The following is a 22,525-nucleotide window of genomic DNA, read 5'->3' as shown; positions in this document are numbered from 1 at the left end:
GCTGAGAAAATCAGCTTGTGTGTTTGATAGCGCGTGAAGCGAACTTGGCAAAGCAGGGATGACGGCGAAGCGCAGCTGAACGGATGTTCAGGGAACGGCCATCAAAGAACCGCGTTTCGGTCATGACCCTGTCGCTTGTCGGCGCTTTGATTGGTTAAACACACACTGGGAGAGCTATTATGATCCGCACCGCATTTCTGACCGTCGCCCTGCTGGGCTCCACCGTCCTGCCCGCGCAGGCGCTGGCGCAGACCGCCCCCGCCGAGCAACAGATCGCGCAACTGAACCTGTCCGCCACGGGCGAAGTTCGCATCAGCCCGGACCAGGCTCAGGTCTCTGCGGGCGTGGTGACCGAGGCCCGCACCGCAGCCGAGGCCCTGCGCGCCAATTCCCAACGCATGCAGGCAGTGTTCGCGGCGCTTGATGAAGCCGGTGTTGAAGCGCGCGACATCCAGACCAGCCAGCTCAATGTCAGCCCGATCTATTCGCAGGTTTCGTCGCGCGATGGCGGCACGCGCCAGATCACCGGCTATAGCGCCCAGAACACCGTGACCGCACTGGTGCGCGGGGTGGACGCTGTCGGCCCGGCGATTGACGCCCTGTTCGAGGCGGGCGCCAACTCGCTTAACGGCGTCACCTTCTCAAGCTCTGAAGCCGATGAGGCCGAAGCCGAAGCGCGTCGCCGCGCGGTGGCCGAGCTATACGCGACCCGCGACCTGTACGCGGAAGCGGCCGGTTTCAGCGTGACTCGCCTTCTGAACTTCTCTGAAAGCGGCGGCTATGCGCCCCAGCCGGTGATGTTCTCGCGCGCCATGGTCATGGAAGACAGCGCTACCCCGGTTTCGGGCGGCGAGCTGGTGGTGTCCATCACCGTCAACGGCGCCTGGGAAATCGACGGCTGATCACCAGACCAGCTTGGGCGCACAATAGCGCGCATCGTGGCCGTCTTCCTTCAGGAGGGCGGCCGCTTTGTCAGCGTCAAAGGCGCCGCCGAACTGCTCAGCCAGAATGCCGCCCGCAATGAACAGGGCATCCACGCCCTCGGCCTGCGCGCCCTTGATATCGGTGATCGGGCCATCACCAATCGCCAGAATGCGGGCCTTGTCCACGGCTTCACCGCGCAGGCGCTCGATCTCGCGATAAGCGAGGTCATAGATCGGCGGATGGGGTTTGCCCGCCATGATCACCCTGCCGCCCAGCGCCTCGTATTTCGCCGCCAGCGCTCCCGCGCAATAACGCAGCCCGTCGCCGAACTGGACCACGATGTCGGGATTGGCGCAGATCATGTCGAGCCGACGCAATTTCGCCTCGGTCAGAAGGTCCGTATAGTCCTCCGGCGTCTCTTTGGACCAGTCAAACAGGCCCGTGCAGGAGATGAAGGCGGCGTCTTCCAGTTTCGCAAACTCCAGCCCCGTATCGCGATAGAGCGCATCATCGGTATCCGGCCCCAGCTTGAAGGCCGGGCCCGGCGCGCGCGTCTTTAAAAGCGCATGGGTCGCCTCGCCCGAGCTGACTGCTGCGTCCCACACATCCTCGCCCGCCCCCATCTGATGCAGGAAGGTTTCCAGCGAGGCGGCCCGGCGTGGCGAATTGGAGACGAGGACCACCACCCCGCCCTGGGCGCGATACTGGCGCAGGGCGTCGAGCGCTTCGGGCAGAAGGTCGGAGCCATCACGGATGACGCCCCAGACATCACACAGTATGGCGTCGTAATCGGCGGCGAGGTCGGAAAGGCGGGGGAATTGGGTCATGGCTGTGGACTAGGTGAGCCCCGCCAGACGGTCAACGGCTAAATCGGCTTAGCCCGCGGCGCGGCGGAGCTTGTTGTCCGCTTCGCTGATCACTTCATCGCGCACCGGACGCGGCGCACCGAAGAGATGGCCCTGAGCGTAGGCGACATCGAGGTCGAGAACCTCGACCACGGTGCTTTCAGATTCAATCTTCTCGGCCACCAGATCCACGCCATAACGCGCAAACAGGCCCGCCACGTCTTCAGGACGCAGGGCGCCCGGCTCACGCCCGGCGATGGGCTCGGCGCCATGGGCGGCGGCGATCAGGCGGTCACCCGCCACCTTGATGAAGCGCACGCCCGCGCGTTGCAGCTCGGCGAGATCAATGTTGAGGTCATTGACCTGATCAATCGAGAAGCGAAAGCCGAAATCGGCCAGACGCGCCATGTTGCGAGCGGCGAGCGCGGAACGGTTCTCGAACTGGGCGCGCGGCATTTCAAAGATCAGCGCGCCCGCCAGATCGGAATTGCGGCGCAGGAAATCGAGGAAGGCCGGGAAGAAATCTTCATCGGCAAGCGAGCGGATCGAGACATTGCAGAACACGCCGACACGGCGGTCGGATTTGGTCAGGCGGCGTACGATCTGCACGCAACGCAGCAGCAGAAGATTGTCCACATCCGTGATGAGACCCGCTTCTTCCGCCGCCTTCAGGAAAGTGACCGGCGCAATGACCTGCCCGCTCTCGTCACGGATGCGAGTATAACCTTCGTAGAAATAGGTGCGACGCTGGGGCAGGCCGACGACCGGCTGGAGATACAGATCGACGCGGTTATCATCGAGCGCCCGGCGCACCAGATCGGCCGCATCCGGGGCCTGGGCTTCCATCGGAGCGCCCCGACCGCCGTCAAGCCTGGCAAGGATTTCTGCAACCAGACGCTCATCGGCGCCATGCGCATCGCCGCTGGACGCGGCAAGTGGCTGGTTGAGCTCAAGGGCGGCAGGCGCTTCAACTACCGGCGCTGACGGGCTGGCCGTGGCGGTCTCCGCCAGCGCGTCGATCCGGTCCTGCGCCGCACTCAACTCATCCAGCATGGTCAGGTTTGCGGCCTTGAGCTGGTGGATCTCGTCTTCAAAGACCTTGCGCTCTTCAGCGCGGGCGACCGAGGCGTGGACCTGCCCGCCAATCAGGAAGACCAGCGCGCCCATCATCCAGGCGAGCTCGGCCGACATCAGCCCGAACCGGTCAAACGCGAGCGCGGCGACGATGGCGACCATCGCATAGGTTAAGATCACCAATATGTCGCTTGCGCGCGGCATCGTCGCTCCTGAATGTCGCTGCTTTGGCCCGCTCGGCCTAAGCGCAACGAATCACACTCATTTCAGCGATCATAAGCTGCGTTAACCGGACTTGTCAGAACGTTAACGCTGTGAGCCGTGGACAAACGGAAAAAACAAAGGCGCGCCCGCACATGCGGACGCGCCTTCGGTTAATCGCGGTCTCCCGCCTCGTGGCTTACGAGGTGTGCGGGGCGATCTTGATCTCGACCCGACGGTTGGCCGCACGGCCGGAGTCGGTGTCGTTGGAGGCGATCGGCTGGCTTTCGCCCATGCCGGCCACATACAGGCGGTCGCGCATGACGCCGCGTGCAATCAGCTCGGCGGCGACAGAGCTGGCCCGGCGCTCGGACAGGGTCTGGTTGTAGGTGGCGTCGCCCACGCTGTCGGCATGGCCGATCACGTCCACATAGGTGGCCGGATAGGTCATCAGCACGTCAGCCACATCGTTCAGGACCGGACCGAAACGGCCATCGATCTGAGCGGAGTTGGTGGCGAAGGTCACATCGCCCGGCATCACCAGATACAGGTCATTGCCGACGCGACGCACGGTCACGCCCGAACCACGAAGGCGTTCGCGGAACGCGTTTTCCTGGCGGTCCATATAATTGCCGACGCCGCCGCCCGCGAGGGCGCCCACGCCTGCGCCAATCAGGGCGTTGCGACGGTCATCACCGCCCGCCAGCGTGCCCAGAAGGGCGCCAGCGGCTGCGCCGGCGAGAATGCCGGTGCCGGTGTTGTTGCGGGTCACGTTGCCGTACTGGTCGGTGGTGGTGCATGCAGCTGCCAGGCCAAGCGCCAGAGCAGCAGCGATCAAAGAACGAAACATCAAATCTCTCCCGTAAGCGTCCCCTAAAACGCAGAACTACTCTGAAAGTTCCACGTCTAGATAGCTCTATCTTAACAACTATGCGCGACGGGCGCATGAACGCAGTCTGAACCAGCGCCGAAGAAGCTGAAAATATGGGCGGAAAAATGTCGCCCGACGCTCTTGACGCCTCGCGCCCAGCCTCTTACCTCCGCCGCTGTTAGCAGCCAGGGCAAGAGAGTGCTAACGCCCTCGCCCCCTGGTCCGCTCAAACAGTTCTCACACGAGCCAAAGCTCAAAAACGGAGTACCGGCAATGAACTTTCGTCCTCTCCAGGACCGCGTTGTGGTGAAGCGCGTCGAGGAAGAATCCAAGACCGCTGGCGGCATCATCATTCCCGACACCGCCAAGGAAAAACCGCAAGAAGGTGAAATCGTGGCTGTGGGCCCGGGCGCCCGTGACGACAAGGGCGAGCTGATCGCCATGGACGTCAAGGTCGGCGACCGCATCCTGTTCGGCAAATGGTCCGGCACCGAGATCGCTCTGGAAGGTCAGGATCTGCTGATCATGAAAGAGTCCGACATCCTGGGCGTGATCGGCTAATCGCCGCGCATTCGCTCAAAGACTGACATCTACTCAAAGATAGGGACGAACAATGGCTGCCAAAGACGTTAAGTTCGGCGCTTCCGCCCGCGAAAAAATGCTCAAGGGCGTGGATATCCTCGCCGACGCCGTGAAAGTCACCCTGGGCCCGAAAGGCCGCAATGTGGTGATCGAGAAATCCTTCGGCGCACCGCGCACCACCAAGGACGGCGTGTCCGTGGCGAAGGAAATCGAACTCGAAGACAAGTTCGAGAACATGGGCGCCCAGATGGTGCGCGAAGTCGCTTCCCGCACCAATGACGAAGCGGGCGACGGCACCACCACCGCAACCGTTCTGGCCCAGGCCATCGTGCGCGAAGGCATGAAGTCTGTCGCCGCCGGCATGAACCCGATGGACCTCAAGCGCGGCATCGACAAGGCCGTGGCCCTGGTCATCGAGCAGCTGAAATCCACCGCGACCCCGATCAAGGGTTCGTCTGAAGTCGCGCAAGTCGGCACCATCTCCGCAAACGGCGAAAAAGAAATTGGCGAGATGATCGCCAACGCCATGGAGAAAGTCGGCAATGAAGGCGTGATCACCGTCGAGGAAGCCAAGTCGCTGGCGACCGAGCTCGACGTCGTGGAAGGCATGCAGTTCGACCGCGGCTACCTGTCGCCGTACTTCATCACCGACGCCGACAAGATGGTGGCCGACCTTGAAGACCCGTTCATCCTGCTGTTCGAGAAGAAACTGTCTTCCCTGCAGCCGATGCTTCCGGTCCTCGAAGCTGTCGTCCAGTCCAACCGTCCGCTGCTGATCATTGCAGAAGATGTTGAAGGCGAAGCGCTGGCGACCCTGGTGGTCAACAAGCTGCGTGGCGGCCTGAAAATCGCAGCCGTCAAGGCTCCGGGCTTCGGCGATCGTCGCAAGGCCATGCTCGAAGACATCGCCGTCCTCACCGGCGGTCAGGTCGTCTCCGAGGATCTCGGCATCAAGCTCGAGAACGTCTCGCTCGACATGCTGGGCACCGCCAAGAAGGTCAACATCACCAAAGACGACACCACCATCGTGGACGGCGCAGGTGAGAAAGAAGCCATCGAAGGCCGCGTGAACCAGATCCGTCGTCAGATCGAGGACACCTCCTCTGATTACGACAAAGAGAAGCTGCAAGAGCGTCTGGCCAAGCTGGCTGGCGGCGTTGCGGTGATCAAGGTCGGCGGCGCTTCGGAAATCGAAGTGAAAGAGCGCAAGGACCGCGTCGACGACGCCCTGAACGCCACCCGCGCTGCGGTGGAAGAAGGCATCGTTCCGGGCGGCGGCATCGCGCTGCTGAAAGCCTCCAAGGTTCTTGATGGCGTGACCGGCGACAACGAAGACCAGAACCAGGGCGTCGCCATCGTGGCGCGCGCGCTGCAGGCTCCGATCCGCCAGATCTCCGAGAACGCTGGCGTTGAAGGCTCCATCGTGGTGGGCAAAGTGCTCGAAAGCTCCGATGTGAACTTCGGCTACAACGCTCAGACCGGCGAATACGAAGACCTGGTGAAATCCGGCGTCATCGACCCGGTGAAGGTCTCCCGCATCGCTCTGCAGGACGCGGCTTCCGTCGCCTCCCTGCTGATCACCACCGAAGCGGCGATTGCTGAAAAGCCCAAGAAAGACGGCGGCGCTCCGGCGGCTCCGGACATGGGCGGCATGGGCGGCATGGGCTTCTAAGCTCCGCTTGCACACGCAACCAAATGGAAAGGGCGGCTCGATGGAGCCGCCCTTTTTGTTTGGCGCCGCCGCCCCTAGAGCGACGCGGCAACCCGTGTCGACAGGGAGACCGGCCCGTCGCTCTGCCCCTCAGACATTGCCGTGACTTCAGGGCCCGTCGTCGGCGCAATCGGGGCCACTTCGAACAGAGCAACCGTCACGCCCTCTGACGGCGCTTCAGCGGACACGATCGGCCCGCCGACAGGGGCGTCTGAAAGCACCTCAATGGCCACCGGGCTCAGAATGAGAGCCGCCGCAACGGCGCCGCCGCCGGTGACGCCAGTGGTCAGGATCATACGCAGGGATTCAATCATGGTCAGAAGACTCCTTCGAAGCCGCTGAGCGGCTTTCTGTTTTGCACGCGCTCTTAGATGAGCGGTGATGAAACCGCGAAGGACCCCGCTGACGGTCTCATTGTCCTCCTGGCACTGGGCCACGAAGGCTTGCTTGAGCTCGTCAGACAGCCGCAAATCGATCACAGCAGTCTTCTTGGGGGAGCGAGGCCGGTCTTGTTTCATCACGGTGAGCCATTCCAGTCAGATTTCGCCCTCAAGCTACTAAAACCGTGCCTGCACACACGTTATTTTGTGTCCATACACGCGATTTCTCTCAGATGCCGCCAGCGACTTCGAGGCAACAGATCACAATGGTTCTCGACGGTTGTCATCACACGGCTGGTCAAGGTTTAACCATGGCGGTATGTCAGGGATATCCATTCAAGAGGTTTCTTACATGCTTCGTATCGCCGCCGCGCTTTTCGCTCTGTCACTCACCAGCGCCGCTCAGGCCCAGAGCCCCGGTTTCGGCATTGAAGAGATTCGCCTTGGCGTCGCCGCGCACGACCTGACCGACCACACCGAGGATGGCCCGCAGATTGTCGGCGACCTGCTGTTTGCAAGCCCGGATTTCCTGGAGCCGGTCTGGTCCCCGCGCCCCTTCCTGTCCGCCAGCATCAGCACCCAGGGCTATACCAATCTGGTCACGGCGGGCCTCGCCTGGGATTACGGCTTCACTGACCGTTTGAGCGGCGAGTTCTCGTTCGGGCTGAGCTATAATGACGGCGTGCTGGAAGTGTATCCGGATCGCGACGGCCCGGTTGAAGCCCAGCGCATCAAGGACACCCGCGCCCTTCTGGGATCAGACTGGCTGTTCCGCACCGGGTTCGGGCTGGATTACGCCATCAGCGAGCAATGGTCCGCCGGCGTGTTCTACGAACACCATTCCCACGGCCAGATCCTTGGCAGCGGCCGCAATCAGGGTCTGGACGAGCTGGGCCTGCGGATGAGCTATCGCTTCCGCTAGACGCGATGGACGGGCGGGGTCAGCCCCGCCCGATGCGCGTCTTCAGCGAGTGAATATGGGTGTTGGCTTCGTACAAACGCTCAAGGCTCAGACGTCCATCATCCAGCGCGGCACCGACCCAGTCCACAGCACGACGCGACAGATCCGGGTCGGCATCCGCCGAGTTCGAGATCAACAGAAGGTCATTGCCCGCCGCAAGGGCCTGAACGATCGCCTGTTCGCGCGAATACTGGTTCCGGATCGCCCCCATATCGAGATCATCAGTGATCACTGCGCCCTGATATCCCATCTGGTCGCGCAAAAGGCCCTGAATGATCGGGGCTGACAGCGTGACGGGATTGCCCGAGGGATCGAGCCGCCGGTTGATCAGGTGCCCGCCCATGATCAGATGGGCCTTGTCCTGATCGATCAGGCGCGCAAAGGGCGCAGCCTCGATCTCGTCCCAGGTCTGGGTGATATCGACAAAGCCGTCATGGCTGTCGCCTTCACTGCGCCCGTGACCGGGGAAGTGCTTGATAGCGCAGGCCACGCCTTCCGCTTCCATGGCGTCTATGAAGGCGCCGCAATAGGCGGCGACGGTTTCAGGATCATCGCCAAAGGCGCGGGCCCAGCGATCAATCACCTGATTGCCCTCATGCTGAAGGTCTGCGACAGGCGCGAGGTTCATCGAGAAACCGCTTCGGGCCAGCTCCGCCGCCGCTTGCGCAAAGACGGGGCGGGCATTCTCCAGCCCCATATCCAGCAGCTGTTCGGCGGTGGGTATGTCGGTAAAGCCCATCTCATCCGTCAGTCGCTGAACGAAACCGCCCTCCTGATCGATGGCGAGCCAGGCGTTCGGCGCGGCGGCGCGAAAGCGTTGCGCCAGTCCCAGAACGCCTTCGCGCGTACGGGCGTTATGGCGCAGGAACAGAACGCCGCCGATGCGCCCCTCGGCCAGATCGCGCTCGATCCGGTCCGCGCCCTCGGCGTCCGGCGTGCTGCCCAGAAAACCGAGGATCAGGCTCTCGCCCACCAACTGATCGAGTGTGATTGTGCCCGCAAAGGCCGGAGCCGCCCCAAGCGCCGCCAGGCCCGCCAATACGCCGCGTCGTGAAATCATTGCCATTCCGCCTTGTCCCTCAAGGGTCTTGCTAGTGCCCGGCGGCGCGCCTGTCCAGTTGCATACCAATATGACGAAAACTTAAGCCCGCGGACGCACAGCTGTAAGGCGAGCGGTAGCAGAGTGCCTGCAACAGGGAGGACACCTCATGAAACACTGGATCGCGACCGCCGCTGCGGTCACCGCCGCCCCGCTTCTGGTTGCATGCGCCTCTGCCGGCGCAGCAACCGAGTACGCTCGCGATGATGATCGCCATCAGAACGTGTTGATCGTGAATGGCGAGCGCATTGTCGTGCGTGACGGCGCTCACGCCATTCATGTGATCGAGAACGCGCTTGAGGATGGCGACACCGCCTCGCTCTCCCTCGACTTTGATTTCGACGCTCATAGCTGGTCGCAGGATGAGATCGAGGAATTCGAGGAAGAAATGGAAGAGCTGGGCGAATCCCTCACCGCCATGTTCTCCGAAGGCTCTGGCTTCCACATCGCCATTGATCGCCTCAACCTCGATCAGGAAGCGCTCCAGGCCCGTATCGAAGTCATCGTGGAGGAAAGCGAGCGTCGTGCTGAACGCGCCGAGCGTCTGGCCGAACGCGCAGCCGAGCGCGCAGAACGCGACGCCGAGCGCCATGTACGCCGTGCCGAGCGTCAGGCGCGTCGGGCCATGGAACGCGCGGAAGAAAGCGAGCGCCGCGCCATCTCCATCTCCATTGATGCAGAATCAATCGCCCAGGCCGGGCTGATGGCCGCCGAGACCGGGCTTGAAACCGGCCTGGCCGCCATTGACCGGACGCTGGAGCGTGGCTGGAAAACCGAGGACGGTGAGCAGGTGCCCCTCACCCGTCAGGATCGCGAAGAGCTGCGTGAAGCCCGGGAAGAGCTGGAAGAGAGCCTGGCCGAGCTGCGTGAGGAGCGTGCGGACTGGCATCCGGACCACCATGTGGAAGCCCCGCGCCACGCCCATCACTATCAGGACCGTCAGGTGCGCATCATCGAACGTGATGGCGAGACCCGGGTCTGGGTCAATGGTCGGGAACTGACCGGCGCCGAGAAGGAAACCTGGCTCGACGCCTGGCGCAATTCTGAACAGGGCCAGGAGCTCGAAGGCGGTCCGAGCACCCCGCCCCGGCCGCCGCTGCCGCCCCGTCGCTAGACGATACGTATAGAGCAGAGAAAAAAAGCCCGGCGTCATCAGACGCCGGGCTTAAAGATTCTGGTTGGTCGATTAAGAGACGTCTCCTCCCCAGAGACACCACTTAAGAGACAAGACGGTCAGGCCCTGTCTGAATAAACGTTGGCCTAACCGTCATAGGAACGTCAAGCCCCTAGAGTCAGGCGATCTTTCGCCTTGCTGCAATTTCGCCACATTCAGGCGCCAGCCAAACGCGCCTTGATAGCGCTGACGATCTGATCGCGCGCGACGGTGAACTGGGCGGGCTGTTCCTCGCGCCAGGTCTTGTTATCGGTGATCTCGGCGGCCAGGCGTGCGCCCAGTTTGAGGTCCTTGATCTGGGCCTCGCCCTTCTCGCGTTCCTCGGACCCGATGATCACGGCGAACTCCGCTTCCCGACGGTCGGCGTATTTGAGCTGCTTGCCCATATTGCCGCCGCCAATGAAGGCTTCAGCGCGCAGACCGGCCGCCCGCAGCTCACCCGCCACCGAGAAATAGTCCGCCATGCGGTCCTTCTCGGCCGCCACAATGATCACCAGCGGGTCGGCCTTGGCCGCATCCAGACGCTTGAGCGCAGACAGGGCCGAGGCGAAACGGCTGACGCCAAAGGAGAATCCGGTCGCCGGCACGGCCTGGCCGGTAAAGCGGCTGACGAGATCGTCATAGCGACCACCCCCGCCCACAGAGCCGAAGCGGATGGGCGAGCCATCGTCGTAGGTGGCTTCCGCCAGCAGCTCTGCTTCAAACACCGGGCCGGTATAGTAACCCAGCCCGCGCACGACCGAGGTGTCGAGCGTCCAGTTGGCTGATTTGCCTAAAGCATCCAGCACGGCCGTGATCGTCTCAAGATCGGCGACCGCCAGCTTGCCCGCTTCGGTATCGCCCAGCGCCGCCGTGAGGCGCTTGAGGACTTCGGTATTGCGGGCGGCGCCGGTCAGCGCATCACCCACCTGCCCGGCTTCGATGAAATTCAGCACATGGCGGCGCTGATCAGCGTCCAGCCCGGCGCCTTCGGTGAAGTCGCCGCTTTCATCCTTGCGACCTTCGCCCAGAAGCAGCTCGACGCCCTCAAGGCCCAGACGGTCCATCTTGTCGATAGCGCGCAGGACACGCAGACGCTTCTCGGACGCCGCATCACCCAGACGCTCCAGAACGCCATCCAGAAGGCGGCGATCATTGACGCGGATGACGAACTCATCCCCGCCCAGACCCGCAGCGCCCATGACTTCGCTGGCCAGCGCGATCATCTCCGCATCCGCCGCCGGGCCCGGCGCGCCCACACTGTCAGCATCGCACTGGACGAACTGGCGGAAACGGCCCGGCCCGGGCTTCTCATTGCGCCAGACTTCACCGAACTGATAGCGGCGGAAGGGCTTGGCGAGATCCTGGAAATTCTCGGCGGCGAAACGGGCGAGCGGCGCCGTCAGGTCATAACGCAGCGCCATCCATTGCTCGTCATCGTCCTGCATGGCGAAGACGCCTTCATTGGGACGTTCTTCATCGGGCAGGAACTTGCCCAGCGCATCGGCATACTCAAAGGCCGGGGTTTCAAGCGGCTCAAAGCCCCAGCGCTCATAAACCGCGCTTGCAGCGCCCACGAGCGCGCGTTCGGCGCGCAACACATGCGCCGCGCGATCCTCAAAACCACGGGGACGACGGGCTTTGGGACGGAACGCCTTGGTCTTGGCCATGAGGATGCTCGCTCAGATTAAAAGTATCGAAGGGCCTGCGGATTAGCCTTGCATGACGCAAGGATCAAGCGGCGCCGGGTTTGCAGGGCGCTCTAAGCACAAAAAACCGGATGTCGTCCATGTTCGCTCACACGCTTGTCATCATCGCCAGCGCCATCAGCACGCCCGCCGCCTCGCCCGATCTGTCTGCAGATCTGGTCGCGCTGTCCCAGCGTTTGCAGGCGCAGGCGCAGGCCCGGGCGCAGGACATGGCGCGCAGCCCGGCGGTGCCCGTTGAGGCCCTGCCGCCGCAAGACGCCTTCCTGACCGATCTCAGCGAGTTTGCGCTGGAGGCCCATCGTCTGTCGCGCGCCGTTGATGAAAGTGGCGGCCCAATGGATTTACGCTGCATCTTCCGCGGCATGAGCGAGGACGCCGAGCTTCGCGCCAACCTCTTGTCAGAGCCCGCGACCCGCGCCGATCACGCCCGCGTCTATCAGGAGGTCGCCCGGTTGACCGGACAGGCCGCCGAGATCGCCGCCACGCCTGACGCGCAGGCGGCGGCGCTCAGCCTGTCCTGTCCGGCTGAAACCGGAGCTCAGTGAGCGTATTTGACGTTGCAACCATAGGGCTGCGTCTGAGCCGGGTCGGGCGTCTCGCCTGCGCTGACCGCCGCCAGCGCCAGTGTCACATAATCGGTCGGCTCGGGATCGCCCTCGCGCGGACGCGGTTGATCGTCGATCCCGCCCTGATACTGCAGCACGCCGCCGGCATCGATGACATACATGTGCGGCGTCGTGCGCGCGTCATAGAGCCGGCCCAGATCCCCGGATGGATCGAGCACCACATGGGCCGGGTTTGCGCCCCGCTCGACATTGAGCGCCAGCGCTTCTTCAGCGTCTACATGGCCCTGCTCGCCCGGTGCGGACGAGATCACCTGGATCCAGACCACATCATCCTCAGCGGCGCTCGCCTGCAAGGTCTGCATATGCCCGGAGCCGTAATGGCGTTGCACATAGGGACAGCCATGATTGGTCCATTCCAGGACGATGGTCTGCCCTGACAGGCTCTCAAGCGACAGCAACTCACCCGTTGCGGTTTCCACCGAGAAGGCCGGCGAGGCTTCGCCTGTCACCACTTCGGCAAAGGCTTCAAGCGTGAAGGCGGATGCGGTCAGGGCGGCAGCGGCAACAAGGCCCATCGCCTGCCCCAGCGTACGGCGTGAAAGCGTCTTCATAGGCGTCACTCCCCAGTGTTGAACCCGTCTTGTGTCTTTAGTTTACGGCGTCATTGATCGCCCGGATCACGATGCCGCTTGTCAGCAAGGGCGGCAGGATCTCAGGCTCACCGCTTTCGGCCGGATAGACAAGGTAGAGCGGAACCCCTGCCGAGCCATGCCGGGCCAAAGCCTCCGCGATGACAGAATCGCGGTTGGTGAAGTCGGCGCGGAACAGCGCCACATTCTGTTCAGCGAACGCGGCTTTCACCTGCCCGTCAGACAGCGCGCCCAGCTTGTTCACCTGACACGACACGCACCAGGCGGCGGTGAAGTCCACAAACACCGGGCGTCCGGCGGCCTGGGCCTCCAGAACTGCGCTGTCGCTCCATTGCGCCCATTCGCTCTGGCCAGGCGCAGTTCGGGTCACCGGCTCCATGCGCGCGGTCACCGACAAGGACCCCAGAGTCATCAAGACACCCGCCACAACCATCACCCGACCGACCGCGCCGCTCAGACGCAGCGCCCAGACCGTGAAGCTGACCGCCAATAGCGCCAGCATCAGCCACAGCACGCCACTGGACCCCAATTGCGCGGACAGCACCCAGACCAGCCAGATCGCCGTGGCGAACATCGGGAAGGCGAGGATTTCCCGAAACCGCGTCATCCAGGGCCCCGGTCGCGGCAAAAGATTCAGAAGGCCCGGCACAAAGCTGACCAGCACAAAGGGGAAAGCCAGCCCCACACCGAGGAAGACAAAGATCGTCAGCGAGGCCAGCGCGGGCTGTGTCAGGGCAAAGGCCAAAGCCCCGGTCATGAAGGGCGCAAGGCAGGGCGCGGCCACAAACACCGCCAGCACGCCGGTCAGGAAGGCGCCGCGACGCCCGCTATCCTTCACGCCGGAGCCAACCGATTGCAGAGACGTGCCGATTTCGAACACGCCCAGGAGGTTCAGGCCGATCAGGAACATCAGGGTGGCCAGTCCCGCCACCACCAGCGGGGCCTGAAGCTGCATGCCCCAGAGCGCAGGCAGACCTGCAACCCGCAGGACCAGCAGCATCCCGCCCAGCACCAGGAACGTCCCGATCACGCCCGCAGCGAACACAAGCCCGAGCGTCCGCGCCTCATTGCGTTCCGCACCCCGCTTTTCAACGAGGGTCAGCGCCTTCATGGACAGAACCGGGAAGACGCACGGCATCAGATTGAGGATGAGACCGCCCAGAAGCGCCAGACCGGCGGCCTGCAGAAAACCGATCGATTGCGGAGCGGGCGCAGGCTGCCCCCCTTCCTCGTCCGACCCTGCCGGAGTAGCGGGCATGGCCGCGGCCAGCTCATTCACGCGCAGGCCATTGCGCGCCGTGAACTCCACCGCTTCCTCGGTCCACGCATCGCCACGCTGCGCCGTATAGACCAGAACGCCAGTGCGCGGCTGATCCACGCCATTGCGGCTGAGATAGCCCGAAGCCACGTCAATTCGCAGATCCTCTCCCTCATGAATAAGGGCCTGATCAGCGGCATGGTCGATCACGCCCGACTCGTGGGGGTAGAATGTAACGTCCGAGAGCACTGCCCCTGCAAAGCGCGGATCACTGAGGGTGAGCACCAGACCGTTGCTGTCGCCTTCAAGCCCGGCGCGCATGTCCGGCGCCTCGACCGGCGCCAGCTCCAGTGCTTGCGCAATCAGGGCTTCACCCGCGCGATCCACTGCCGTTTCGCCAATCTGAAGGGTCAGCGTCAGATCCGCTTCTTCAGGGATGCAGATGTCCTCACACACCAGCCAGGTAGCGAAGGCGGTGATCGTCAGCGGGCCGGGCGCCGCATTGGCCGGAACCGTGACAGGCGCCGGCAAGGTCACTTCTGCCGAATAGCCGTAATTGCTCAGGGGGCCGAGGTCATAACTGTGCGGCGCCGGCCAGATCATCCCGCCGGCGGACCAACCGTCCGGCAAGTCCAGATCCAGCCGGGTCGGCTCGCCGGAATCTCCCGGATTGCGCCAATAGGTGTGCCAACCGGGCGTGATCTGCTGATGCAACGCCAGATAAAACGTCTCGCCCGGTGCGACAGAGGTGCGGTCCGAGACCAGGGCGGCGTCGACCATGGGCTCGGATGAACCGAACTGGGCCAAGGCCGGGGCGCTGGAACACAGGATCAGCAGCAGGGCAAGAAGGCGTGTCACGTCAGGGGCTCCTCGGGACGCAGGGGATCAGGAGGGAATGATCCTTCCCTGCTGATATAGCCTGTTCACCGGCCCGAACGAAACCGGCCTGACGGGCTTGTGAAAGCGGGTGAACCCTGCGCAAAGAAAAACCGGCCGAAGCAGGGCTCCGGCCGGTCTGTCCGTCTTGCGAGATAAGATCGCTTAGGCTTGCGGCGGGGGCGGCGGAGCGCCTGCACCTGCGTTGCGCGCGCCAGCGCGGGAAATCAGGGTTTCCCAGTTCGCCAGAGACAGCATGTGCGCGTAGATCGCGCCCAGATAGGTGTTGTCACGCAGCTCGGCCAGGGTTTCCGGCTTCAGAGCGCGCAGCTTGTCAGAGGACACGCCCCAATAGCTGGCGATCACCTGCGGCTCACCCTGGGGTTCGCCCTGGGCGTTGCGCGGCTGGAAGGTGGCTTGTTGCTGGTCAAACAGGTCCAGCTCGATCAGACGCTTGACGAAGTCTTCCGTCAGTTTCACGTCGGATTCAAAGCGGCGCACGAAGTCGATCGCACGGTTGGTGAATTCGGTCGGCTCGCCCTTGTCATTGAAGAACGGCTGCTCGGGATTGTCCGAGAACAGGTGAGAGCCGGTGTCCACGCAAACGGTGAAGCGATCGCTGTCCGGGCCGTGGTTTGCGGCCACGAACGGGTAGCGGCGCACGAAAGCCGGCAGATAGGCGAACTGCTCGTAATGACCCGTGGTGGGATCCACAAACAGGTTCTGACCCGCTTGAAGGCCCATGGCTGCGACCGGGGTCCGGTGCTCGCCCAGGAAGATGATCGGGAAGCGGGAGCCGGTGGCGCCGAACTCACCCAGGGTGACCGGCACGAAGTGCGATTCACTCAGGAAATCGAACGGGCGGTCATTATAGCGCAGACCTTTGCCCTGATGCTCTTGCGGGTTCAGCGGCTCAGGATTTTTGTAAAGCGGCAAGGACCCGGTCAAGGTCGGCTTGTTGGCGGCGGCGTCGGCCATGGGGCTCCCCCTCTTGAAACGTTGATGGATCGTTAGCGCAGACCCGCTTGTGAGGCAACATAACGGGACACACGCATCAAGATCAGGGGCTGCAATGCAAGACGGGCGCCCCGCGATTGCGGAACGCCCGTGATGGGCCCCTTACCTCTGGGGGAGGACTGAATTCAGGGCCACCCCTTGCAGAGGGTTCTAGTAACGCCAGCCGAAGCCGACGCCGACGATCCACGGATCGATATCCACGTCTGCATTGACCACAGCGTTCAGAGCGGTGCTGGCGTCAACGGTCACGTCGGTGTTGATCCAGACCTTCTTGACGTCAAAGTTCAGGAACCAGCGTTCGTTGATCGCGTAGTCAACGCCAGCCTGAAGCGCCAGACCGAAGGACGGGTCATAGTCGATGCCGTCCAGAATGGTGCCTGAGGGCAGATCATCGTTGAAGAAGATCGTGTAGTTCACGCCAGCGCCCAGATACGGACGGACCTGACCTTCAGGGTTGAAGTGGTATTGCAGGGTCAGGGTCGGCGGCAGCAGCGTGACGTCGCCCAGATCCAGATCACCCACCGCAGTGTCCACGGCCATCACGTCGTGCGGCGTGACGCCCAGGATCAGTTCGGCAGCGATGTTGTCGGTGAAGAAGTAGCTGATGTCGAATTCCGGCACGACCGAGCTGTCGATGTCGACATCACCGCCAATGGCCTGGATGTCGGCGCCTTCGTCAGGCTGAACAGTGATGGCGCGCACGCGGAACTGCCAGTCGCCTTTTTCGGCCAGAGCGGCAGGAGCCGTCATGCCGGTGAGTGCGACAACGCCGGCGGCGGCGAGAAGGAGCTTTTTCATGGGTTCGTCCCTTTTCCCATAGTGAGGATGGGGACTTTCTGCGCCCGCTCGCGGAAGTTTGATATATGGCAAGGCGCCGCGCGTCCGGCTGACGCGCGGCGCCCTGCCGCAGGGAAGGGAAGAGCCCTGCTTTAGAAGCTGGTGCGCACAGCGATCCGGAAGTTCCGGCCCGGCAGCGGCACCTGGTCTTTCAGGAAGGAGGTGTGCACCCGGCCTTCCTCGTCGGTGATGTTGCGCACCCCCAGGATGACGCGCACGTCCCGATCCGTGAACGGCGTGACTTCCAGATCCGCGTTGAACAGGGCGTAGCCGTCGGTTTCGGTCTCGAATGCGGCGGTCTCGTCCTGATCCGCCACCAGCTGCGCCTCGCCACGCACCGACCAGATGCCTTGCTCGGCGATCAGGGCGAGGTTGGATGACAGAGGCGGAATGCGTGGCAGGTCGCCGCCGCCATCCACTTTGCCCCGCACATAATCAAGGCCAAGCTCCCCGCTGATCGCCCAGCCGCGCACCGCGCCAAGGTCTGCATTGATCAGGGCTTCAAAGCCATAAAGCGCCGTGTCGGCCTGGCGGTATTCGAAGACATCAAAGCCGTCCTCTTCCTCGCCTGTCGGGAACAGACCGATGAAGCCGTCATAATCGGCGTAGAAGACATTGCCCTCCGCCGACAGACGTTGGCCACTGAAGCGCGCGGTGAACTCGCCGGACCAGGCTGTTTCCGTATCCAGATCGAGGCTGCCGCGCTCATAGGCGCGGGTGGCGGCATGCGGACCGTCAGCGAAGACTTCAGCATCCGTGGGTGCGCGTTCAGTGCGCGACAGGGTCGCGGCGATGAACCAGTCCTCAGTCGGACGAATGAACAGCGAGCCTGAACCAGACACGGTATCAAACGAGCGCGTGGCGCGTTGACCGCTCAGTTCACGGGTTTCGACCCGCAACCCGCCTTCCAGACCCCAGTCGCCATTATCCCAACGTTCGGTGACGAAGGCCCCCCAGTCCTGGGTCGTGACGGGTTCGATATAGCCTTCCTCGCCCTCGGCGGAGAAATCCTGGGTCAGGGCCTGAACGCCCCATGCGCCTTGACGGTTGTCGCCATGGTCATGGGCCAGCTCGACCCGCCCTTCAAAGCCGTTCTTGCGGAACAAGGTCCCGATCTCGCCCTCTTCCAGCTCGGCATGGGTGTAATGGGCGTGTGCGAAGCTCCAGCGGATACGGTTGAATAGCGCGTCCCGGTTCAGCTCGCCGCGCAAATCAATGCGGGTCTGGTCCAGCACAAGGCGCGGGGCTTCTTCACCCTCGTGCTCGTGATCATGATCTTCGTCCTCGTCATGATCCTCCTCGCCCTCTTCATGGTCGTGCTCGTCCTCATGGGCGTGCGAGTGGCCGGGCAGACCGTATTCAGCGTCCGTCTCCTTCACCGACAGGCCAATAAAGCCCCAGTCGCGCACCAGCGAAACTGCGCCGGAATAAGTCTCGAACGTGTAGTCGGAATCGGGCACTTCGCCGTAGGCGGGTTCTTCTTCCTCATGCTCATGATCCTCGCCCTCCTCGTGGTTCTCATCCTCATGATGATGCTCCTCACGCAGGGCTTCGGTTTCGGCGAAACCCGGAATGTCGAAAGCGCTTCCCTCGCGCTTGAGCCCTTCGAGCTGGATCATCAGACCATTGAAGTCCGCAGTTACGCGGCCCGCGGCCTGGGTTCCCTCATCCACGCTTGTGGCGCCCAGATAGGCATAGCCATCAATGCGGTCGTCATTGCGTTCGGTCGGGATACGGCCATCGAGCACGTTCACCACCCCGCCAACAGCGCCGCCGCCATAAGCAATCGCGGCCGGACCGCGCAGAACCTCGATTTGCCGGGCGCCCAGCGCTTCCGCCGAGACCGCGTGGTCCGGGCTGGCGCTGGAAGCGTCCAGAGCGCCCAGACCGTTGATCAGCATGCGCACCCGGTCCGCCCCCAGGCCGCGCACGATCGGGCGACCGGCCGCGGGTCCGAAATAGGTGCTGCTCACACCCGGCAGACGATCCAGCGTGTCGGCGATATTGCCATTGAGATCCCGCTCGATTTGACGCGCGGACACGACCTCGACCGAGCCCACCATCTCTTCACTGGCCAGCTGCAAAGGGGCCGACCGGACGACAATCACGTCCTCTTCTGCAGCCGCGTCGGGCGCCTGCGCCAGTGCGGTCGGAGCCGCGAGCGCCAGCAGGCTGACCGCAGCCCCCAGCTTGCGTGCGTAATTGGAATGAGACGCCATGGAACAACCCCGCAATGTTATAAAGTCACGTTACGTAATGTCATAACGTCACCCCCTTGGCGCATCAAGTTGGGAATCCCACCTATTCAGATGAAGAAGTGGCAAGGTTCGTTCCCCTGGCGTTGTAAAGGGCTGGCTCGAACGCTCGCCCTGCCCACGGAAAGCGGCTAGGATGGTAACCATGAACAGTGCGATTCAAACGCTAGACGCCGCCGAACGGTTCTGCACCGAGCGCGGCCTGTCTCTGACGCCCATGCGTCGGCGGGTGCTGGAATTGCTGGTGGAAGCCGGCGGTCCGGTGAAGGCCTATGACCTGTTGTCAGCGCTCAAACCGGGCGGCGCGGCGCAACCGCCCACGGTCTATCGCGCGCTCGATTTTCTCACCCGCGCGGGGCTCGCTCACAAGGTCGAGGCGCTGAACGCCTACACAGCCTGCCTGAACGGTCATGATGAGGATGATCCCTGCACAGGGTCAGCCGAGCTGTTCATCTGCGAGTCGTGCGGCAATGTGGACGAGCGTCACATGCATCGCGCCCCGTCTGACACGCCTGAGGGCTTCATCGTCAGCCGCAGCGTGGTCGAGCATTACGGGCAGTGCGCACGCTGCGCGAACTGACGCCGATCGGCTTTTGCGCCCCGGCGCCCTGACAGCCCCGCCAAACCGGCCTAGGCTCCCGATAAACAGTTACGGGAGTTCGTCGGATGCAGGTCTTGTGGCGCGGCAACGCCAATGCGTGGGAATGTGACGAGCTGGGCCATCTCAATGTCCGGTTCTACATGGCGAAAGCCCAGGAAGCCCTCGCGGGACTCGCTGATCATCTGGGCATGCATCACGCCTTCGCCCCGGACGCCACCGCCACCTTGATCCCGCGCGATGTCACGGTCCGCTTCCTCGCCGAAGCCCGCCCCGGCGCGCCCTTGCGGATTTCCGGCGGCGTTGTCAGTCATGACGAGACCAGCCTGACCGTGGCGATGATCCTCTACCACGCCGCCAGCGATATCCCGGCGGCGACCTTCGAAATCCGCGCCGAACATTCGCATGCCGAAACAGGACGCGTGTTCTCCTGGCCTCAACGCAGCCTGAAGGCTTTAAGCGCCAGCCTGATCGAGCGTCCCGAGATTCTGACGCCGCGCAGCCTGAGCCAGACCCCGGCCAGCGATGCCCTCTCCCTGACACAAGCGGATAAGCTGGACTTGCAGGAAATCGGGCGCGGCCGGATCAATCGCGACGAGCTGGACGCCTTTGGCCGGATGCGGGCCGAGTTTGGCATCGGCAAGGTCTCTGACAGCGTCATCCATTTCAGCGACGGCTTCCCCGAGCAATGGCAGGCCTTCGCCGACAATACGCCGCTGACGGTCGCCAGTGCGGTGCTGGAATCCCGGCTCAACTTCCGTCGCTTCCCGTCTCAGGGAGAAGGCTTCGTAATCCGGTCCGGGCTGAAATCTGCGAGCGAGACCGTGCGCACGCTGGTGCACTGGGCGCTTGATCCGGTGACCGGAAAAGCCTTGTGGAGCATGGAAGCGGTCGCCTGCATGCTCAATCTGAAAACCCGCAAACTAGAGAGGGTCAGCGCTGACAGGCTAGCTGACCTACAGGCCAAAGCCCGGCCCGAGCTGTCGCTCTAACGTAGCTACTGCCCGCCTGATCCGGCCAGCTCGCGGGCGCGGCGCGCCGCCATCCGGGCCTGCACAGCCTGACCATCGGTCCGGGCGGCGCTGGCAGCGGTGTCAAACAGCTCCGCTGCGGCCTGATGATCACCCTGATCGCTGAGAATGCGGGCCAGCCCCAGAGCCGCCTGGAAGTGACGCGGGTCAAACGCCAGCACGCGCTGGTACAACGCCACAGCGCCCTCGCTGTCGCCCATGCTGACAAGGCAGTCGGCGTGGGTGGACAGAAGGTTCAGATCCCAGGGCGCATCCGCAAGACGGGCCGCAGAGTCCGGACACACGCTTTCATCGATCACCACATCACCGCCCAGCTCAAGCGGTTGCCCGGTCGCCGGTTCATGGGCTGAGGTCGCGTGAGAGTCAGAAGATGCAGCCGCGCCATGACCGGCATCGGCGTGAGCCGGCTGGGCATGGCTGGTCGCTGCACTGACTGATGAGGCGTGACCCGCATCAGACCCGTGCGCGGATGCCGGCGCGGAATGGTCTGACGACGGCGCGGCGTGCGCCGGTTGCGTCGCCGGCGCCGTGGACGCCGTATGGCTCTGCTCGGTTGCGTGCGTGCGCGGCGGGGTCCGGGTGATCGGCGTGGAGACGCCGGTCACGTTCAGAAGCGTCACCAGAACGCCGCCCTGACGCACTTCGGCCTCACCACGGGAGAACGCGCCGGACACGGAAATCGACACGCCGTTCGGCGCCCGGCTGAGCGCCAGTGCGGAGACCGGCCCGCGAACGGCGGGCTCGATGCGGCGCGAGCCTTCCGCGCTGACGCCATCCACATGCAGCACCAGCCCCTCGCCCGGCAGAACCTCAACCGCTTGAGGTTGCTCGTCAAAGCTGAGCCAGAGCTGGGTGCGCCCGGCCTCCTGCAACACGGAAACATCGCGCAGCTCCGCCTGGGCGGCGCTGCAGGTCAAGGCGGCCAGAGCCGATGCTGTCAGAACCTGTATCATCATACCGCCCTTGTGCCGCGAGTCGGAAAGGCTCCGCCAGATGTCCCGAACCGGTTTTTAGAAGCGCAAACCGGGCTCCAGCTGCGCCATCGGTCCGGTCATGCAGGCGTCATAACCCAGCGCGCCCAGCGTCTCGCCATTCTGGTCCACCACCCGCTCATAGATCGCGCAGGCCTCGCCCGCTTCGGGCATGGCGTTCAGGATAAAGACCGGATCGCTTTCACCCGGCCGCACCGGCGCCTCGTCACTGACCACGCGCCAGCGCGTCTGCCCGCCTTCAAGCGAACAATCCCAGCGCCCGGACTCGCCAAAGCGCATGCGCACCACCGCGTCCGGCCCGTTGTCCTGCACATGCAGCACCTGAGCACGCCCCGCGCCCCGCACAAATGCCATGGACGAAGACTGGCTTTGATCCAGGCAAGTCCGGATCATCGGCAGATAACGCGGCAGATCATCAGACCAGCTCGGTTGCGGGCCGATTTCAGAAGCGCAGCCCTGAAAGACGCCCGCCTCGGTTTCGATGTGGGCGAACCGGCCATAGGAGCGTCCATTCATCTCGCAGACGCCCGCTTCCAGCTCCACCACGAGGGTGTCGCCGTTTTCGGCGAAGCCTTCAAAGCGCCGAACACCGTCATGCAGCCAGGGGCTTTCGGGACGCAGTTCGGCGTGCATGGTCACGTCGCCGTCCACGGCATGCGCATAGATCGCACGCACAGCGCCGTCCGCCTCAAGAAAGTGCAGATCGCCGTAAAATCCGGCGCCATCGATTTCATAGCCGGAGACCGGCTCGGCATCGGGCCGGTTGTTGGGCGCAAGACTGGGCGTTGGCGCGAAAGCCCGCGGTTCGGCGGGGACGCCGAAACTGGCCATTGGAGCCGGCGGCGGCTGCAATGTCTGGCTACAGGCGCTCGCCATCAGCGCCAGCCCGAAAAGTCCCGCATAGCGGACGAAAAAACGCCTCATATCGTCGTCAT

The 22,525-nt window shown here is 63.6% G+C and carries 21 protein-coding genes; 8 read left to right on the top strand and 13 right to left on the bottom strand.

All coding sequences use genetic code 11. The features are described 5' to 3' along the window. Positions 1 to 179: 179 nt before the first annotated feature. A complete protein-coding gene (locus tag ACFELO_RS03475) occupies positions 180 to 902 on the top strand; it encodes an SIMPL domain-containing protein (protein WP_440959186.1) in 723 nt (240 codons plus the stop codon). On the opposite strand, the gene ACFELO_RS03470 is transcribed toward ACFELO_RS03475, so the two are convergent. The 3 genes from ACFELO_RS03470 to ACFELO_RS03460 form a co-directional block, all read right to left on the bottom strand. After that, on the bottom strand, positions 903 to 1,751 hold the full coding sequence (locus tag ACFELO_RS03470; protein WP_440959185.1) for a TIGR01459 family HAD-type hydrolase: 849 nt from the start codon (positions 1,749 to 1,751) through the stop codon (positions 903 to 905). Positions 1,752 to 1,799: 48 nt separating this feature from the next. Beyond that, positions 1,800 to 3,047, bottom strand: coding sequence for an EAL domain-containing protein (locus tag ACFELO_RS03465; protein ID WP_440959184.1), 1,248 nt, complete (start codon positions 3,045 to 3,047; stop codon positions 1,800 to 1,802). A gap of 196 nt (positions 3,048 to 3,243) precedes the next feature. Beyond that, complete coding sequence (locus ACFELO_RS03460) at positions 3,244 to 3,894, bottom strand: OmpA family protein (protein WP_440959183.1); 651 nt, start codon at positions 3,892 to 3,894, stop codon at positions 3,244 to 3,246. Between the two features lie 294 nt (positions 3,895 to 4,188). On the opposite strand from ACFELO_RS03460, the gene groES reads away from it, so the two are divergent. Further along, a complete protein-coding gene (gene groES, locus ACFELO_RS03455; protein ID WP_440959182.1) occupies positions 4,189 to 4,476 on the top strand; it encodes a co-chaperone GroES in 288 nt (95 codons plus the stop codon). Between the two features lie 52 nt (positions 4,477 to 4,528). Beyond that, on the top strand, positions 4,529 to 6,169 hold the full coding sequence (gene groL / locus ACFELO_RS03450) for a chaperonin GroEL (RefSeq protein ID WP_440959181.1): 1,641 nt from the start codon (positions 4,529 to 4,531) through the stop codon (positions 6,167 to 6,169). A 74-nt stretch (positions 6,170 to 6,243) separates the two neighbouring features. On the opposite strand, the gene ACFELO_RS03445 is transcribed toward groL, so the two are convergent. Next, positions 6,244 to 6,522 (bottom strand): hypothetical protein, encoded by a 279-nt coding sequence (locus tag ACFELO_RS03445; protein ID WP_440959180.1) that lies wholly within the window; start codon positions 6,520 to 6,522, stop codon positions 6,244 to 6,246. A gap of 418 nt (positions 6,523 to 6,940) precedes the next feature. Between ACFELO_RS03445 and ACFELO_RS03440 the strand changes: the two genes are divergently transcribed. Further along, a complete protein-coding gene (locus ACFELO_RS03440) occupies positions 6,941 to 7,510 on the top strand; it encodes an acyloxyacyl hydrolase (RefSeq protein ID WP_440959179.1) in 570 nt (189 codons plus the stop codon). Between the two features lie 19 nt (positions 7,511 to 7,529). Here the strand turns inward: ACFELO_RS03440 and ACFELO_RS03435 are convergent, their stop codons facing one another. Then, positions 7,530 to 8,609, bottom strand: coding sequence for a glycoside hydrolase family 3 N-terminal domain-containing protein (locus ACFELO_RS03435; RefSeq protein WP_440959178.1), 1,080 nt, complete (start codon positions 8,607 to 8,609; stop codon positions 7,530 to 7,532). 148 nt (positions 8,610 to 8,757) lie between these two features. Between ACFELO_RS03435 and ACFELO_RS03430 the strand changes: the two genes are divergently transcribed. Further along, entirely contained in the window at positions 8,758 to 9,762 is a 1,005-nt protein-coding gene (locus ACFELO_RS03430) for a hypothetical protein (RefSeq protein WP_440959177.1), read from the top strand. Positions 9,763 to 9,977: 215 nt separating this feature from the next. On the opposite strand, the gene hisS is transcribed toward ACFELO_RS03430, so the two are convergent. After that, on the bottom strand, positions 9,978 to 11,471 hold the full coding sequence (hisS, locus tag ACFELO_RS03425) for a histidine--tRNA ligase (protein WP_440959176.1): 1,494 nt from the start codon (positions 11,469 to 11,471) through the stop codon (positions 9,978 to 9,980). A 119-nt stretch (positions 11,472 to 11,590) separates the two neighbouring features. On the opposite strand from hisS, the gene ACFELO_RS03420 reads away from it, so the two are divergent. Next, on the top strand, positions 11,591 to 12,055 hold the full coding sequence (locus ACFELO_RS03420; protein ID WP_440959175.1) for a hypothetical protein: 465 nt from the start codon (positions 11,591 to 11,593) through the stop codon (positions 12,053 to 12,055). On the opposite strand, the gene ACFELO_RS03415 is transcribed toward ACFELO_RS03420, so the two are convergent. From ACFELO_RS03415 to ACFELO_RS03395, 5 genes are all read right to left on the bottom strand, one after another. After that, the gene (locus ACFELO_RS03415) at positions 12,049 to 12,687 is read right to left on the bottom strand and encodes a redoxin domain-containing protein (protein WP_440959174.1); all 639 of its coding nucleotides are present in this window, start codon (positions 12,685 to 12,687) and stop codon (positions 12,049 to 12,051) included. The genes ACFELO_RS03420 and ACFELO_RS03415 overlap by 7 nt on opposite strands. A 37-nt stretch (positions 12,688 to 12,724) precedes the next feature. After that, the gene (locus tag ACFELO_RS03410; RefSeq protein WP_440959173.1) at positions 12,725 to 14,842 is read right to left on the bottom strand and encodes a protein-disulfide reductase DsbD family protein; all 2,118 of its coding nucleotides are present in this window, start codon (positions 14,840 to 14,842) and stop codon (positions 12,725 to 12,727) included. A gap of 183 nt (positions 14,843 to 15,025) precedes the next feature. Continuing rightward, entirely contained in the window at positions 15,026 to 15,838 is an 813-nt protein-coding gene (locus ACFELO_RS03405; RefSeq protein WP_440959172.1) for a SapC family protein, read from the bottom strand. Between the two features lie 189 nt (positions 15,839 to 16,027). After that, positions 16,028 to 16,675, bottom strand: a complete 648-nt coding sequence (locus ACFELO_RS03400) for an OmpW/AlkL family protein (protein WP_440959171.1) — start codon at positions 16,673 to 16,675, stop codon at positions 16,028 to 16,030. Positions 16,676 to 16,806: 131 nt separating this feature from the next. After that, positions 16,807 to 18,933 (bottom strand): TonB-dependent receptor, encoded by a 2,127-nt coding sequence (locus tag ACFELO_RS03395; RefSeq protein ID WP_440959170.1) that lies wholly within the window; start codon positions 18,931 to 18,933, stop codon positions 16,807 to 16,809. Between the two features lie 181 nt (positions 18,934 to 19,114). Here ACFELO_RS03395 and ACFELO_RS03390 point away from each other — a divergent pair, with 181 nt between their 5' ends. Both ACFELO_RS03390 and ACFELO_RS03385 read left to right on the top strand, forming a co-directional pair. Then, positions 19,115 to 19,549 (top strand): transcriptional repressor, encoded by a 435-nt coding sequence (locus ACFELO_RS03390; protein WP_440959169.1) that lies wholly within the window; start codon positions 19,115 to 19,117, stop codon positions 19,547 to 19,549. Positions 19,550 to 19,635: 86 nt separating this feature from the next. Continuing rightward, positions 19,636 to 20,559, top strand: a complete 924-nt coding sequence (locus ACFELO_RS03385; RefSeq protein ID WP_440959168.1) for an acyl-CoA thioesterase — start codon at positions 19,636 to 19,638, stop codon at positions 20,557 to 20,559. 5 nt (positions 20,560 to 20,564) lie between these two features. On the opposite strand, the gene ACFELO_RS03380 is transcribed toward ACFELO_RS03385, so the two are convergent. Continuing rightward, a complete protein-coding gene (locus tag ACFELO_RS03380; RefSeq protein ID WP_440959167.1) occupies positions 20,565 to 21,554 on the bottom strand; it encodes a tetratricopeptide repeat protein in 990 nt (329 codons plus the stop codon). A gap of 54 nt (positions 21,555 to 21,608) precedes the next feature. Then, a complete protein-coding gene (locus ACFELO_RS03375; protein WP_440959166.1) occupies positions 21,609 to 22,514 on the bottom strand; it encodes a hypothetical protein in 906 nt (301 codons plus the stop codon). Positions 22,515 to 22,525 lie beyond the last annotated feature (11 nt).

The organism is Oceanicaulis sp. LC35 (assembly GCF_052055585.1).
Taxonomy (GTDB): domain Bacteria; phylum Pseudomonadota; class Alphaproteobacteria; order Caulobacterales; family Maricaulaceae; genus Oceanicaulis.
Note: the sequence above shows the minus strand (reverse complement) of the source record. Positions and strands in the feature narration are given on the sequence as shown.

Coding starts and splice junctions, on each gene's coding strand:
- ACFELO_RS03475 (WP_440959186.1), top strand. CDS start 180: ATGATCCGCACCGCATTTCTGACCGTCGCCCTGCTGGGCTCCACCGTC.
- ACFELO_RS03470 (WP_440959185.1), bottom strand. CDS start 1,751: ATGACCCAATTCCCCCGCCTTTCCGACCTCGCCGCCGATTACGACGCC.
- ACFELO_RS03465 (WP_440959184.1), bottom strand. CDS start 3,047: ATGCCGCGCGCAAGCGACATATTGGTGATCTTAACCTATGCGATGGTC.
- ACFELO_RS03460 (WP_440959183.1), bottom strand. CDS start 3,894: ATGTTTCGTTCTTTGATCGCTGCTGCTCTGGCGCTTGGCCTGGCAGCT.
- groES (WP_440959182.1), top strand. CDS start 4,189: ATGAACTTTCGTCCTCTCCAGGACCGCGTTGTGGTGAAGCGCGTCGAG.
- groL (WP_440959181.1), top strand. CDS start 4,529: ATGGCTGCCAAAGACGTTAAGTTCGGCGCTTCCGCCCGCGAAAAAATG.
- ACFELO_RS03445 (WP_440959180.1), bottom strand. CDS start 6,522: ATGATTGAATCCCTGCGTATGATCCTGACCACTGGCGTCACCGGCGGC.
- ACFELO_RS03440 (WP_440959179.1), top strand. CDS start 6,941: ATGCTTCGTATCGCCGCCGCGCTTTTCGCTCTGTCACTCACCAGCGCC.
- ACFELO_RS03435 (WP_440959178.1), bottom strand. CDS start 8,609: ATGATTTCACGACGCGGCGTATTGGCGGGCCTGGCGGCGCTTGGGGCG.
- ACFELO_RS03430 (WP_440959177.1), top strand. CDS start 8,758: ATGAAACACTGGATCGCGACCGCCGCTGCGGTCACCGCCGCCCCGCTT.
- hisS (WP_440959176.1), bottom strand. CDS start 11,471: ATGGCCAAGACCAAGGCGTTCCGTCCCAAAGCCCGTCGTCCCCGTGGT.
- ACFELO_RS03420 (WP_440959175.1), top strand. CDS start 11,591: ATGTTCGCTCACACGCTTGTCATCATCGCCAGCGCCATCAGCACGCCC.
- ACFELO_RS03415 (WP_440959174.1), bottom strand. CDS start 12,687: ATGAAGACGCTTTCACGCCGTACGCTGGGGCAGGCGATGGGCCTTGTT.
- ACFELO_RS03405 (WP_440959172.1), bottom strand. CDS start 15,838: ATGGCCGACGCCGCCGCCAACAAGCCGACCTTGACCGGGTCCTTGCCG.
- ACFELO_RS03400 (WP_440959171.1), bottom strand. CDS start 16,675: ATGAAAAAGCTCCTTCTCGCCGCCGCCGGCGTTGTCGCACTCACCGGC.
- ACFELO_RS03395 (WP_440959170.1), bottom strand. CDS start 18,933: ATGGCGTCTCATTCCAATTACGCACGCAAGCTGGGGGCTGCGGTCAGC.
- ACFELO_RS03390 (WP_440959169.1), top strand. CDS start 19,115: ATGAACAGTGCGATTCAAACGCTAGACGCCGCCGAACGGTTCTGCACC.
- ACFELO_RS03385 (WP_440959168.1), top strand. CDS start 19,636: ATGCAGGTCTTGTGGCGCGGCAACGCCAATGCGTGGGAATGTGACGAG.
- ACFELO_RS03380 (WP_440959167.1), bottom strand. CDS start 21,554: ATGATGATACAGGTTCTGACAGCATCGGCTCTGGCCGCCTTGACCTGC.
- ACFELO_RS03375 (WP_440959166.1), bottom strand. CDS start 22,514: ATGAGGCGTTTTTTCGTCCGCTATGCGGGACTTTTCGGGCTGGCGCTG.